Annotated in this window: 14 protein-coding genes; 2 read left to right on the forward strand and 12 right to left on the reverse strand. The window is 60.4% G+C overall.

All coding sequences use genetic code 11. From position 1 onward, the window contains the following. Positions 1–30: 30 nt before the first annotated feature. Positions 31–699 (reverse strand): DUF1345 domain-containing protein, encoded by a 669-nt coding sequence (locus ACP39K_RS16125; protein ID WP_016930030.1) that lies wholly within the window; start codon positions 697–699, stop codon positions 31–33. Between the two features lie 205 nt (positions 700–904). On the opposite strand from ACP39K_RS16125, the gene mscS reads away from it, so the two are divergent. Then, the gene (gene mscS / locus ACP39K_RS16130; RefSeq protein ID WP_015378992.1) at positions 905–1,771 is read left to right on the forward strand and encodes a small-conductance mechanosensitive channel MscS; all 867 of its coding nucleotides are present in this window, start codon (positions 905–907) and stop codon (positions 1,769–1,771) included. Between the two features lie 81 nt (positions 1,772–1,852). Here mscS and ACP39K_RS16135 read toward each other — a convergent pair whose 3' ends face one another. The 3 genes from ACP39K_RS16135 to ACP39K_RS16145 form a co-directional block, all read right to left on the reverse strand. Next, positions 1,853–3,202, reverse strand: coding sequence for an MFS transporter (locus ACP39K_RS16135; RefSeq protein ID WP_060444425.1), 1,350 nt, complete (start codon positions 3,200–3,202; stop codon positions 1,853–1,855). A 171-nt stretch (positions 3,203–3,373) separates the two neighbouring features. Then, complete coding sequence (locus tag ACP39K_RS16140) at positions 3,374–4,405, reverse strand: methionine synthase (RefSeq protein ID WP_028127699.1); 1,032 nt, start codon at positions 4,403–4,405, stop codon at positions 3,374–3,376. Between the two features lie 25 nt (positions 4,406–4,430). Then, on the reverse strand, positions 4,431–5,408 hold the full coding sequence (locus ACP39K_RS16145; protein WP_497008679.1) for a DUF1852 domain-containing protein: 978 nt from the start codon (positions 5,406–5,408) through the stop codon (positions 4,431–4,433). Between the two features lie 316 nt (positions 5,409–5,724). Between ACP39K_RS16145 and ACP39K_RS16150 the strand changes: the two genes are divergently transcribed. Further along, the gene (locus ACP39K_RS16150; protein ID WP_025160208.1) at positions 5,725–6,264 is read left to right on the forward strand and encodes a DUF2058 domain-containing protein; all 540 of its coding nucleotides are present in this window, start codon (positions 5,725–5,727) and stop codon (positions 6,262–6,264) included. Between the two features lie 7 nt (positions 6,265–6,271). On the opposite strand, the gene ACP39K_RS16155 is transcribed toward ACP39K_RS16150, so the two are convergent. From ACP39K_RS16155 to yiaK, 8 genes are all read right to left on the reverse strand, one after another. Continuing rightward, positions 6,272–6,970 carry an RluA family pseudouridine synthase gene (locus tag ACP39K_RS16155; protein WP_497008680.1) on the reverse strand — a complete coding sequence of 233 codons (699 nt, stop codon included), beginning with the start codon at positions 6,968–6,970 and terminating at the stop codon, positions 6,272–6,274. A 142-nt stretch (positions 6,971–7,112) separates the two neighbouring features. Beyond that, positions 7,113–7,808, reverse strand: coding sequence for an L-ribulose-5-phosphate 4-epimerase (gene araD, locus ACP39K_RS16160; protein WP_261267565.1), 696 nt, complete (start codon positions 7,806–7,808; stop codon positions 7,113–7,115). Next, the gene (locus ACP39K_RS16165; protein ID WP_497008681.1) at positions 7,802–8,662 is read right to left on the reverse strand and encodes an L-ribulose-5-phosphate 3-epimerase; all 861 of its coding nucleotides are present in this window, start codon (positions 8,660–8,662) and stop codon (positions 7,802–7,804) included. Before ACP39K_RS16165 ends, araD begins: the two co-directional genes overlap by 7 nt. Position 8,663: 1 nt before the next feature. After that, positions 8,664–9,320 (reverse strand): 3-keto-L-gulonate-6-phosphate decarboxylase UlaD, encoded by a 657-nt coding sequence (gene ulaD, locus ACP39K_RS16170; protein WP_212562620.1) that lies wholly within the window; start codon positions 9,318–9,320, stop codon positions 8,664–8,666. Further along, positions 9,317–10,807: an FGGY-family carbohydrate kinase gene (locus tag ACP39K_RS16175; RefSeq protein ID WP_497008712.1), complete on the reverse strand. Its 1,491-nt coding sequence runs from the start codon at positions 10,805–10,807 to the stop codon at positions 9,317–9,319. Before ACP39K_RS16175 ends, ulaD begins: the two co-directional genes overlap by 4 nt. Continuing rightward, a complete protein-coding gene (locus ACP39K_RS16180; protein ID WP_497008682.1) occupies positions 10,807–12,102 on the reverse strand; it encodes an MFS transporter in 1,296 nt (431 codons plus the stop codon). The genes ACP39K_RS16175 and ACP39K_RS16180 overlap by 1 nt, the downstream gene beginning before the upstream one ends. A 124-nt stretch (positions 12,103–12,226) precedes the next feature. After that, entirely contained in the window at positions 12,227–12,697 is a 471-nt protein-coding gene (locus ACP39K_RS16185) for a NanQ anomerase/TabA/YiaL family protein (RefSeq protein ID WP_016930018.1), read from the reverse strand. A gap of 13 nt (positions 12,698–12,710) precedes the next feature. Next, complete coding sequence (gene yiaK, locus ACP39K_RS16190) at positions 12,711–13,709, reverse strand: 3-dehydro-L-gulonate 2-dehydrogenase (RefSeq protein ID WP_016930017.1); 999 nt, start codon at positions 13,707–13,709, stop codon at positions 12,711–12,713. Between the last annotated feature and the right edge of the window lie 252 nt (positions 13,710–13,961).

The raw sequence follows: 13,961 nt of genomic DNA on the forward strand, positions 1-13,961 counted from the left end.
AAGGCTCCCTGCGGGGAGCCTTTTTTGTTTTCAGCCCAGCAGGCCGGCGCCGACGTTGATCGACAGGCCCAGGATCAGCATGTTGAACACGAACGAAATAACCGACTGCACGAGCGCGATTTTACGCACCTCCGCGGCGCCGACCGCCACGTCGGCGGTTTGCGACGCGACCGCGATGGTGAAGGAGAAGTAGGCGAAGTCCAGATAGGTCGGCTCGGTGAGATTGCCGGGGAACAGCAGCGGCAAAGGATCCCGCTGTGCGCCCTGACGATAAAACTGATGGGCATAGTGCATGGTGAAGGCGGTCGGCAGCAGCAGCCAGGAGACTGCCAGCGTTGCGCCGGTTAACGCCAGATGTAGCGTTTTCAGCGAGTCGCTGGCCTGTTTGGCGCTGCTCAATTCGAACAGGATCGCCAGAATGCTCACCAGACAACCGAAACTGACCAGCGCCAACACCGTGCTGGCGCTTTCATCCTGCCGCCGGGCGATTTGGCGAATGTGCTGCGGCGTGCTGACCAGCATCAGCCGCCAGAGAAACAGCAGATAGAGCCAGGCCAGCGTATTCCAGCCGATCATCAGGCGCTGCAGCAACGAGAGTTGGGCGGGCAGCAGCAGAAAGCACAACAGCCCGGCGCCGACGGAAAACAGCAGCCTGGGCCGCACTTGCCAATAGTGTTTGAGCGAAGAGCGAATGTGCATGAAGAACGGATCTCTTGTCGTGAAATGGCCAACGCGCTGTTTTCAGCTTAGAAGAAGCGGCGGGCGGTTTCGGCTATTTTTAACGCTGACGGTTGGCATGAGCCTTTAATGTTGGTTACCCTTAGGCGGTGGTTTCCTACTGGCTGCCGAAGCCAGTGTATTTTTGCGAGTTTCTCCCGTTAGGGACTGAGTTAGGACGACACGAATGAAAGATTTGAATGTAGTAGACGGCATCAACGGTGCCGGCGACTGGTTGGTGAAGAACCAGGATCTGTTGATCCAGTACGCGGTGAATATCGTCGCCGCCATCGTTATCCTGATCATCGGTTCGATCGTGGCCCGCGTGGTCGGCAATGCGCTGAACCGCGTGATGAAACTGCGCGGCATCGACGCCACGGTAGCTGACTTCCTGTCGGCGATCGTACGTTACGGCGTGCTGGCGTTCACCTTCATCGCGGTGCTGGGGCGCGTCGGCGTGCAGACCACCTCGGTGATCGCCGTGCTGGGTGCCGCCGGTTTGGCCGTCGGTCTGGCGCTGCAAGGCTCGCTGTCCAACTTCGCCGCCGGCGTGCTGCTGGTGATCTTCCGCCCGCTGCGCGTGGGTGAGTATGTCGATCTGGGCGGCGTGGCCGGCACCGTCGATCAGGTGCAGATTTTCTCCACCACCCTGCGCACCGCAGACAACAAAACCATCGTGGTGCCGAACGGTAAAATCATCGCCGGCAACATCATCAACTACTCCCGCGAACCGAACCGCCGCGTGGATATCGTGGTAGGCGTGGCCTACAACGCCGATATCGACGTGGTGAAAAAGGTGTTGGGCGACGTGATCGCCGCCGACAAGCGCATCATGCACGCTAAAGGCGTGACCGTGCGTCTGAACGAGATGGCGCCATCTTCCCTGAACTTCGTGACCCGTTCCTGGACCACTAACGCGGAATACTGGAACGTGTACTTCGATCTGATGGAAAACTTCAAGCGCGCGCTGGATGCCCACAACATCGGCATTCCGTTCCCGCAGATGGACGTGCACCTGTATCGCACCGAAGACGCTTCCGCCAAGGCGGAATAACACAGAAGGGGGCCTTGGCCCCCTTTTTTATTGCGGGCCGAGACGCTACCGATGGCGTCTCGGCCTTTTATTTCCGCGAGTTCAGATGCCGGCCGCCGGTTCGGTCAGCGGCGCGCGGCGGCGCAGGCTGAGGCGATAAAGCAGGAAGATGGCGGCTGCGCCCAGCAGCGCCGGCAACGCCAGCCAGAGGAAGAACACTTCTGGCGATCCGGCGGCGGTCATCATCCAGGCGCCGAGCATCGAGCCGACGATCGAGCCGAAGCGGCCATTGGCCATGGCCCAACTGACGCCGGTGACGCGGGCTGCGGTCGGGTAAAGGGTGGCGGAAACCAGGTTCAGGCCGTTCTGCGCGCCGGCCACGCCGAAGCCGATAAGGAACACAATGGCGGCCAGCGTGTAGACGTCGCCCATCAGATACCCGGTCGCGCCGATCACCAGCGCGGCGCCCAGGTAGGAGACGGCCAATACGCGGTAGGGCCCGACCCGATCCATCAGCAGCGCCATGAGGATGGCGCCCAGAGTGCCGCCGAGCGGCACCATGGCTCCGATGCGCGAGGCGTGGGCGATATCGAAACCGGCGTCTTTGAGTATCGTCGGCAACCAGCTGGTGAGCAGGTAGAACACGAACAGCGAACAGAAGAACGCCGCCCACAGCAGCAGGGTGCGCACGGCGCGCCCTTCGATAAACAGATGCGAGATCGGCGATTTGACCTGCGCCGGACGCTCGTCATCGACAATCGTCACACCGGCCCAACGCTGGCCGGTGATGCGCTCGATCACCCGGCGCAGCCGATCGGCATGTTTGGCGCTGGCGGCCATAAAGCGTACTGATTCGGGCATCTGCCAGGCCAATAGCGGCAGCAGCGCCAATGGCGCAATGCCGCCGACCACCAGCAGGCCGCGCCAGCCAAATGCAGGAATGATCTGCCCGGCCAGCAGGCCGCCCAAGGCCAGCCCGGCGGTAAAGCCGCTCCAGCTCAGGGTGACCATCAGCATGCGCCGGCGCGCCGGTGAGTACTCAGAGCTGAGGGTGATGCAGGTCGGTATCGCGCCCCCGAGGCCAATGCCGGTGATGAAGCGCAACAGGGTCAGGGATTCGATCGAATGCGCATAGGCCGAAGCCAGGGTGCAGCCGCCAAACACCAGCACCGCGACGAGCAGCACGCGTTTGCGGCCGATGGCGTCGGCGATCGGCCCGAACAGCAGGCTGCCGATCAGCAGGCCGAACAATCCCGCACCGAAGGCGGGGGAGAGCTGCGCTGGCTGCAGGCCCCACTCTTCGCGCAGCGCCGGGGCGATATAGCCGATGATGGCGGTATCGAAGCCGTCCAGCAGGGCGATCAGGAAACACAGGGCGAGGATGAGGATTTGATAAGGCGAGATCTTGGCGCGATCGATAATTTCGCTGATGCGAGCGGTATCTGGGCTCATGAGGGTTCCACTGTTATTAAGCTGGTGTGGGCTGGCTGAGGGGCCGTTCAGGCCGCTTTGGCTGGCATCGCGTAGAAATCCGAGTATACACCAGAGCGGGGGCGTTGCGGGGAGGGGGAGTCGATGATAATCGCCCGCCGCAGGAGGCTACTGCGGCGGGCGCTGGCGCGGTTATTTGGCCAACAGTTCTCGGCGCACGATTTCGGCGCCTGCGCTTAAGGCATTCAGCTTGCCGCTGGCGACCTGACGGGGCAGGGGAGCCATGCCGCAGTTGGTCGACGGATAGAGCTTGTCGGCATCGACAAACTGCAGCGCTTTGCGCAGCGTAGCGGCTACTTCCTCCGGCGTCTCAACGGCATGATTCGCTACGTCGATGGCGCCGACCATCACTTTCTTACCGCGAATCAGTTCAAGCAGATCCATCGGCACGTGCGAGTTATGGCACTCCAACGAGATAATATCGATAGTCGACGTTTGCAGCTTGGGAAACGCCTCTTCATATTGCCGCCACTCAGAGCCCAGCGTCTTTTTCCAGTCGGTATTGGCCTTAATGCCGTATCCATAGCAGATATGTACGGCCGTTTCACACTTAAGCCCTTCAACGGCTCTTTCCAGGGCGGCGATGCCCCAGTCATTCACCTCGTCAAAGAACACATTAAATGCGGGCTCATCAAACTGAATAATGTCGACGCCTGCGGCCTCAAGCTCTTTGGCTTCCTGATTGAGGATCTTGGCGAACTCCCAGGCCAATTTCTCGCGGCTTTTATAGTGGTTGTCATAAAGCGTGTCGATCATGGTCATCGGCCCCGGCAGGGCCCATTTAATCGGCTGCTTGGTCAGCTGGCGTAAAAATTTGGCGTCTTCAACGAAAACGGGTTTTTGGCGCGAGACCGCCCCCACAACGGTTGGCACGCTCGCTTCGTAGCGATTGCGGATTTTAACCACTTCGCGTTTCTCGAAATCGACGCCGCTGAGGTGCTCGATAAACGTCGTGACGAAGTGCTGGCGCGTTTGCTCGCCATCGCTGACGATATCGATGCCGGCCTGTTGTTGCTCTGCCAGCGACAAACGCAAGGCGTCCTGTTTCCCTTCGATTAATTCTTCATTCTGCAATTTCCAGGGCGACCACAGGGTTTCCGGTTGGGCCAGCCAGACAGGTTTGGGCAAGCTGCCGGCGGTCGACGTAGGGAGCAATATTTTCATGATAGATGACCTGTATTTGAGTGAATCAAAGCGCGTAGTGAGCAGACCATTGCTCAAGAAGAGGTTTGTAGGGTTTGATAAATTGCTCTTCCGTAAATTTCCCCTGCTCAATCGCCAACTGGCTACGCTCTTCGCGATCGTAAACAATCTTGGTTAATGAATGATCCTGGTTATTCAGGCTGGGCTGATAGCATTGCCCCGCCGCCGAGTTGGCATTGTAAATTTCAGGCCGATAAATTTTCTGGAAGGTCTCCATCGTGCTGATGGTGCCGATCAGTTCCAGATCGGTGTAATCGCTCAGCAAATCCCCGGGGAAATAAAACGCCAGGGGCGCGACGCTATTTTTCGGCATGAAATAGCGCACCTGCAGGCCCATTTTTTTAAAATACCGGTCGGTCAGCGAAGCGCCGTCTTGCCGATACTCGTCGCCCAACACCGGGTGTTGATTGCCCGTCCGATGGTAGGTGTCTTTGCTGGACACGCTGAGGCAAATCACCGGCGGTTTGCTGAAATTTTCATGGTATTTGTTTGAATTGACGAAGTGCTTAAAGATATTGCCGTGCAAATCGCCGAAATCATCCGGAATGGTAAATTCCGCCGTGTTTTTATTGTGCGCCGGTAGCAAGACGCTAAAGTCGTAGTCGCGCACGTAAGAGGAGAAATTGTTCCCAACGATGCCCTCGATACGCTTTTGCGTTTTTTTATCAAGGATGTTGGTTTTCAGGATTTCGATCACCGGGAAGCTGGCGCCCTGATCTTCAATGCGCATCTCAACCGAGATGATTTCAAGCTCGACCGAATAGCGATCGGCCTTGGGGTTATCCCAATGCGCCAACGTATTGAAGCGATTGTTAATCATCACCAGCGTATTGCGCAGGTTCTCCCGGCGATTTTCCCCTCTGGCCAAATTGGCGAAGTTGGTGGTGATACGCGTACTTTCAGAAGGGTTATAATCTTCATCGAAAGAACTGCTCTTAATCGTAAAGGTAAAGTCTCTATTCATCGTCTTATAGCATCCTGTTATATGATATGAAGGCTGGATTTATCCATTTATTTCAATGGGTTGTTTTTCTCTTTTTTCATTCAGCCGATTTCATATTGTCTGTCGTTAATGAGGTCTATTTTTGCCAGAGTCCCGGTGGGAGTGAAAGAGACTTAATTTCATTACCACATGAGCGGTATTCATGTTCTGGCGTTCGGGGCGGTTTATCGCCGTTGCCCTGCGGCGCAAACCGCCGGTGGGTTGGGCCGGCAACCTGGTGCAGCCTGAAAAATTACGGGTATAATCCCTCCATGATCCCACGGCTTCAGACACGAACATGACAAAACTCACCTTACAAGAGCAGATGCTCAAAGCGGGCTTGGTAACCAGCAAGAAAATGGCCAAAGTCCAGAGAACGGCTAAAAAATCACGCGTTCAGGCCCGCGAGGCCAGAGAAGCGGTGGAAGAGAATAAAAAGGCGCAGCTTGAGCGCGATAAGCAGCTGAGCGAGCAGCAAAAGCAGGCCGCGTTGTCCAAAGAGTACAAGGCGCAGGTGAAGCAGCTGATCGAGATGAACCGCATCGTCCTGGCGAAAGGCGATATCGGTTTCAACTTCACCGACGGCAACCTGATCAAAAAAATCCTGGTGGATAAGGCGACGCAGACGCAGCTGATCAATGGCCGCCTCGCCATTGCCCGCTTGGTGGTCGAGAACCGGGAAGAGTGTGAATACGCGATTATCCCCGCGAGCGTCGCCGATAAAATCGCGCAGCGCGATGCGGCCAGCATAGTGCTGCACAGCGCGCTGAGTCAGGAAGAACAGGATGAAGACGATCCGTATGCCGACTTTAAAGTGCCTGACGATTTGATGTGGTAAGCCGCGTTCAGAACGGCGCTGCGTGACGAGCGGCTATCCGCTCTCCGCTGATGGGGTGCACAAAGTCCAGCTCGCTGGCGTGCAGCATCAGCCGCGGCGTCTGTTCGGTACCCGGCAGCAGGCGCCCGCCATACAGATCGCAACCTAAAATAGGATGGCCCAATTGCCGGCTGTGAATACGCAGCTGGTGGGTGCGTCCGGTCTCCGGGGTGAGCTGCACCCGCGTCAGCGGCAGCGAGCTCCCGCCTTCCATTTCACGATAAAAACGTTCGACGACCCGATAGCGGGAGCGGGCGGGCTTGCCGTGGAGGGCGCAAATCGACATCAGCGGGAACAACGCCGGATCTTTGGCGATCGCCGCGTCTATTACCCCTTCGTTATCCGCCAGATGGCCGCAGAGCAGCGCGCTGTACACTTTGCCGACGGTGCGTTCGCTGAACTGCCGACAGAGCGCGGCGTTGACGGCCTTGTTGCGGGCCACCACCATCAAACCGGACGTGCCGAAATCCAGGCGGTGCGCCAGGGCGCAGCCGGGGAACCTCTGTACCAGCCGGTGGTGTACCGAATCGAGATTCTGCGGATTCTTGCCCGAGAGGCTGAGCAGCCCGGCCGGCTTATTGATCAGCGCCAGATGATCGTCCTGATAGAGGATCTCTATCTGGTCATGGCATGGCGGGGCGATAAAGGTATCGGTGATCGTAGACATCGGGCGGCCGGCTGGAGGGTGGGTGCGGATGATAGCGAATTTTTCGCCGATGGGCGAATGCGGTTTTCGCTACACTGCGCCTCATGACCGTTGGCACCCGATGCGGCAAAGCATCGGGTGCCACGGTTAAAGCCCCGGCGCGCTACTGCCCGTAGTAGGCGTGTTGGCCGTGTTTGCGCAGGTAGTGTTTGTCCAACAGCTCGCGCTGCATGCTGTGAATGCCCGGCGTCAGCTGGCGCGAGAAAATGCCCATGTAGGCAATTTCTTCCAGCACCACCGCATTATGCACCGCGTTGTGGGCGTCTTTGCCCCAGGCGAAGGGGCCGTGGGCGTTGACCAGTACCGCCGGGATCGCGTTGGGATTGATATCGCGCTGACGGAAGGTTTCGATAATCACGTTGCCGGTTTCCAGTTCGTAATCGTGCTCAATTTCATCCTGGGTCATCAGGCGAGTGCAGGGGATCGCGCCATAAAAATAGTCGGCGTGGGTGGTTCCCCAGGCGGGGATGTCCAGCCCGGCCTGCGCCCAGATGGTAGCGTGGCGCGAATGGGTGTGGACGATGCCGCCGATATCGGCAAATTCGCGGTACAGCGCCAGATGGGTGGCGGTGTCCGACGACGGTTTTTTTGCCCCCTCGACGGTGCGGCCGCTGGCCAGATCGACCACCACCATATCCTCCGCCGTCATATGCTCGTATTCAACGCCTGACGGCTTGATCACCACCAGGCCGCGTTCGCGATCCACCGCGCTGACGTTGCCCCAGGTAAAAGTCACCAGCTTATGGCGCGGCAGATCGAGATTGGCCTCCAGCACCTGTTGTTTTAACTGAGTCAGCATGTCATGCCCCCTTGTTGCATTTTCTGTTCGATCCAGCGGCGGGCCTGAACGATCTCGGCCACCGGCTCCTCGGCTTTTTCTGTCCACATCTCAATCAGGAATGCGCCGCGGTAATTGAGGCGCTGCAGCGTGCGAAACACCTCGACGAAGTCGACGCAGCCTTCGCCAAACGGCACGTCACGGAACTGCCCCGGCGAAGCGGCGGTGACCGGGTAGGTGTCTTTCAGGTGAATGGCGGCGATGCGATCGATGCCCAGCTCCAGCTCGTGCGGCACGTCATTGCCCCAAGCGCTGAGGTTGCCGACGTCCGGATACACCGTGAACCACGGCGAGGCCAGCAGGGCGTCCCAGGCTTTCCATTTACCGATCGAGTTCATAAAGGCGGTATCCATAATTTCCACCGCCAGCATCACCTGGGCGGCGGCGGCACGGTCTACCGCCCACTGCATGCCTTCGCTAAAGCGCGCCAGCGTTCCCTCGTCCTGCTCTTCGTAATACACGTCGTAGCCGGCCAACTGGATGGTGCGGATGCCGACATCTTTGGCCAACTGAATGGCCTGTTCCATCACGTCGAAGGCGCGCTGTCGCAGCGCCGGATCGTGGCTGCCAAACGGAAAGCGCCGGTGGCCGGAGAGGCACATCGACGGAATGCGGATGCCGGTTTCCAGCATGGCGTCCACCAGCGCCAGGCGCTGCGCCTTGCTCCAGCTCAGGCGCGCCAGACGTTCATCGCTTTCGTCCACCGACATTTCGACGAAGTCGAAGCCGCAGGCCTTGGCCAGCGCCAGACGCTCGGGCCAGCTCAGGTGTTTCGGCAGCGCTTTCTCGTAAATTCCCAACGGGTGCTGACGCATATCATGATCTCCAGATGTCATCGATGGCGGCGCGGAACTGCTTGGCGGCCGCCGGCGGATCGCCGGCCTCGGCCAGCGCGCGGCCGGCGATAAAGGCGGTGACGGCGATCTCTTTAAACAGCGGCAGGTCGGCGGGCGTGATGCCGCCGGTCACCGACAGCTCGATGCCCAGATCGGACAGCGCCTTCATCCGATCCAGATCCTGCCGGCCCCAGGTTTGCCCGCTGGCCTGCGCGTCGCGGCCGCGGTGATAGATCGCCTGGCGAATGCCGAGGCCGCGCCATTGCCGCGCATCCTCCAATGTCCAGCGGCCGAACAGTTCGATCTGGATTTCGCCGCCGTGACGCTCGGCGACCTCCCGCGCGCTGGCCATGGTGGCCAACGGCGCGGCGCAGATCACCGTCATCCAGTCCGCGCCCTGGCCGAAGGCCTGCTCGGCCAGCGTCGCACCGGCGTCGGCCACCTTGAGATCGGCCACCAGCGTGTGCTGCGGACAGCGCTCGCGCAGCGCGCTAACCGCCTGAATGCCGGCGCTGATGCACAAAATGGTACCGGCCTCGATGATGTCCACATGGGGGCTGAGGGTCTCGGCGGTGCGCAGCGCCGTATCCAGACGGGTTTGATCGAGCGCCAGCTGCAGGCGCGGTTTCGTGCTCATGGGGCCTCCTTGTTGGCGGGCTGCAGATTTTGCAATGCAGCAATCAGTGCCTGATAACGTTGGTGTTTGTGGTCGTAAGCTTCGGCGGCGGCCGCATCAGGCAGCAGCCGCTCGATACGCGGCGCCAGCCGGCGCTGGGCGGCGGTGAAATCGCTGAAGACGCCGCTGCCGACCATGGCCGCCATCGCCGCGCCCAGACAGCCGGTTTCTTCCACCTGCGGCAGCTCAACCGGCAGGCCGCTGACGTCGGCGAACATTTGCATCCAGGGGCGGGATTTGGCGGGGCCGCCGGTCACGCGCAGCGCCTGCGCCTCAGGGAAACGCCGGCGCATGCGGTTAAGGTGCGTCATGTGGCAGAACACCACGCCTTCGTAGATCGCCTGCACCAGGTGCTCGCGTTGGTGGAAGGCCTGCAGGCCGTAGAAGCTGGCGCTCAGCCCCAAGCCGGCGTTGGAGCCATACAGGAAAGGGGCGAACAGCAGATCGCCGGCGGCTTTCGGCAGGGCGGCGACCCAGCGGTTAAGCTGGTCGTAGTCCTGCAGCCCCCATTGGTGACAGAACCATTCCAGGTTGGCGGCGGAAGTGGGGCTGGCTTCGTGCACGATGTATTGGCCGTTTTCGGCGTGGCGGCCATAGACAAAGGGATGATCGAAACCCTCGACGATGGCGTCGGTGATGCCGCTGGTGACCGACCAGGTCCCCATCACCGCGTTGAGCCGGGTTTCGTCCTGCAGGCCGGCGCACAGCGCGGTGGACACCACGTCGAACAACCCGCCGACCACCGGGGTGCCGATTTGCAGGCCGGTAATGGCCGCGGCGTTTGCCGCGACGCGTCCGGTGATCTCGGCCGAACCGACAATCGTCGGCAGGGCGGGCATGATGTCGCCGATGCCCAGCAGCTGCGCCAGCGCCGGGTCATAGCGTCCGCTGCGCATCTGATACAGGTTGGATTCGGAGATATTGGTTTCTTCGCAGGCCAGCTCGCCGGTCAGGCAATAGCGCAGGTAGTCGTGCGCCATCAGCACGCTGCCGATGCGGGCGTAACGTTCAGGCTGATGCCGCTTCAGCCAGCGCAGCAGCGAGACCGGGTGCCCGGTCCACAGCGTTTGGCGCGTTTGCGGATACAGCGCCTGCGGCACGCCCTGCCGTTGCCATTCCTGCACCAGCGCCAGCGCGCGCTGATCGGAAGAGAGCATGGCGTTGCCCAGCGGCTGCCCCTGCTTATCCAGCAGAAACGCGCCCTTGCCCTGCGCCGAGATGCCGATGGCCTGGATGGCGCCGGCGGCGACGCCGCTGGCGGACAGCACTTCACGGATCACGTCGGCGGCGGTGCGCCACAGCGATGCCATATCGCGCTCGGCCCAGCCGGGCTGCGGCGCGACGATCGCCAGATTGCGCCGCGCAACGCCGTGTTCACGGCCCCTGCGGTCGTATAAACCCGCCTTGATGAAGGTGCCGCCGCAGTCGAGCCCCAGCCAATATTCCATCATTCGCTCCTCGCGCTGTGGTCGCATTTATTGGGCAGCATCAACGCCAGCACGGAGGCGATCGCCAGCGAGGCAGCCAGGCTGTAGACACCGACATCCTTGTTGAACAGGCTGATCAGGACGCCGACCATATACGGGCCGCAAAAGCCGCCGAGGTTGCCCAGCGCATTGATCACGCCGCGCGCGCCGCCGGCCACTTCGGCGTTGAACAATTTGGGCGGGATGGTCCAGAACACCCCGGCCGCCGCCTGAATAAATACGCCGCAGCCGACCAGCGCAGCGTAAGACCACCAGACGTGATCCTTCAGCAGTACCGACAGCGCCATGCAGGCGGCAAAGCAGGCCAGCGGCAGGGCGACGAAGATTTTGCGCTTGCCGGTGCGATCGGAGAGGGTGGAGATGGTCAGCATGCCGAAGATGGCGCCGATATAGGGCAAGATGGCCAGCAGGCCCACTTGCTCCATATCGCCGTGGGTCAGCCCTTTCAAAATGGTCGGCAGCCACAGGGTGTAGCCGTAGATACCGGTCTGGTAGAAAAAATTCACCAGGATCAGCTGCCACATGATCCGGTCGCCCAGCACCCGGCGCAGCGAGGCGTTGCGCACCGTTTTTCCTTTGATCAGCAGCTGTTCGTCGTGCAGGGTCTTTACCAGATACTCTTTTTCCGCCTGCGAGATCCATTTGGCCTCCTGGGGCCGGTTGCTGATGGTGAAGTACCACAGCGCCATGACTACCAGCGACAGAGCGCCCTCCACCAGAAACAGCATGCGCCAGTCCCAGGCGGTGATGATCCAACCCGACAGCGGGGCGGTGAGAATGCCGGCGATCGGCACGAACATGATGACGATGGCGTTGGCGCGGCCGCGCTCCTTATCCGGGAACCAGTTGCTGATCATGGTCAGCACCACCGGCAGCATGCCGCCTTCGGAAACGCCGAGGGCGAAGCGCAGGAACAGCAGCTGATACTGGTTGGTGACCAGCCCGGTCAGCACCGAGATCACCGCCCAGGCCAACAGTGACCAGCCGATGAATTTCTTGCCGTTGCCGTATACCGCCAGCTTGCCGCCGGGCACCTGCAGAAACAGGTAACCGATGAAGAAGATGCCGCCGGCCAGCCCGGCCATCGAGGCGGTGATGCCGAGTTCGTCATCCATGCCGCCGGGCATGGCGAAGGCGATGTTGACCCGGTCCATGTAAGAAATGATGCAGGTGATGAGGATCGGCGGCACGATCCTCAGCCAGCGGAGCTTGGGGATCGCCTGGCTTTGGCTGACGGAAACGGAGGCTGTATTCATAAGGACCTCTTTCGATGTTCGCTTTTTTGTAGGGTCGGGCGTTATTGTTTTGCTTGATTTGGGCGCAGGGGCGCCCGCACAGGCCCATGGACCGGTGTTGTTATCGTTACGGGTGTGGCGGCTATCAGGCGCTAAACGACGCCAGCGGTATCTTCACCACCACCTTGCGTATCGCGCTGGGGCGTTGGTTAATGCAGGCCGGGCGATGCACGTCCTGTGGGAAAAATACCGCGAAGTTGCCGGGCCGCATCGTGAGCCAGGATTCGTCGGCCACGTCCTGATAAAACAGGATGTCGCGCTGCGCCAGCAGCTCCTGATGAACGACGTTGTCGCCGTTGTCCGCCGCTACGCCGATAAGTTCGGTGCCGCTGACCAGAAACTGCACGTCGACGTTTTGCCGGTGGACTTCCGGGCGCAGCGCGTCCGGTGGTTGGGTATGCAGATCCAGCACCTGCACCACGTAGCCGGTGGCGGGATCTTCATAGCGCCCTGCGGGCAAGACGCTGAAATCGGTGCGCTGCAAATAGGCGACGGCGTTGGCGACCGGCGTCGGGTACTGCTCGGGCGCGGTGTTGGCGATGTGGCCGAATATCATGATGATCCTCCCGTTACAGCGCCTGAATGCGCGCCCAGACTCGTTCGTCGACCGGAATGCCGTCGCGCAGGTTCTCTGCCAGAATGCGCGGGAACTTGTGGCCCGGCAGGCGAATGGCGACGTCGGGGTTGTCCCGTTCGGCGCTGGTGACGTAATCCATGATGCGCTGCAGTTTTTGATCGCGGCTGTCGCCGTCGATCAACCGGTCTATCTCAATCGCGATGAACACCTGCGAGACGCCGTATTCGTCGCGGTGATCTTCCGTCACTTCCGCCACCGAGGCGCCGCCTGACAGCAGGGTGGCGATCATGTCCAGCACGATCGACAACGCCGATCCTTTCCAGTACCCCATCGGCAAAATGCGCCGATTCTCTTCGATGGTGGCCGGATCGCGGGTCAGATGGCCGTCGTTGTCGAAGCCGCCGTCCACCGGCAGGGTTTTGCCCGCAAGCCGGTTCAGCTCCAGCGCGCCGTAGGAAAACATCGACATCGACATGTCCACCATGGTGATCGGGTTGCCGGGCACGGCGACGATCAAAGGGTTGGTGCCGATACGGCACGTTTTGGCGCCCCACGGCGGCATCACGGCGATCGAGTTGGTCCAGCAAATGCCGATATAGCCTTTCTCCGCCGCCTGCCAGCCGTAACCGCCGCCGCGCATCCAGTGGTTGGCGTTGCGCAGCGCCACCAGGCCGATGCCATGATCGTCGGCCAACTGCATGGCGCGATCCATCATGCGGCGGGCGGTAAGGTTGCCGATGCCCTGATGCGCATCCCATTGCTCGATAGCCCCCAGAGACAACAGTTTGCTGGGTTCGGCGTCCGGCACGATATCGCCGGCGTCCAGTTGCTGAATAAAGCGCGGAAAGCGGTTAACGCCGTGGGAGTAAACGCCGCTGGCGGTGGTGTCGGCGAACATGCCGGCGCAGTCGTCGGCGAGATGTTCCGCCACGCCGCGCGCCAGCAGCACGCGTTTGAATTGCTGTTTTAATTCGCTGTAACTCACTCTCATGCCGGTTCTCCGCCTGTGCGAATTGTCTGTTTTTGGTTCGCTAAATTTCAATATGCGAAATTGCATTTCAAATAAATGCTATCCCGGCGATTCAGGGAAGTCAAAGCAAGGGGGAGTAAAATTATTCATGAAAAACATGATGTTAAAATTGAGTGGTGATTTTGTGATCGTCGCCACATTTTGGTGGAGATGGCGTGCTTCAGACGTGGCAAAGCAGGGCGGATCGAAACCCACCCTGCGTCTTGCAAGACC

The sequence above is a fragment of the Serratia sp. EC4 genome (assembly GCF_059652115.1).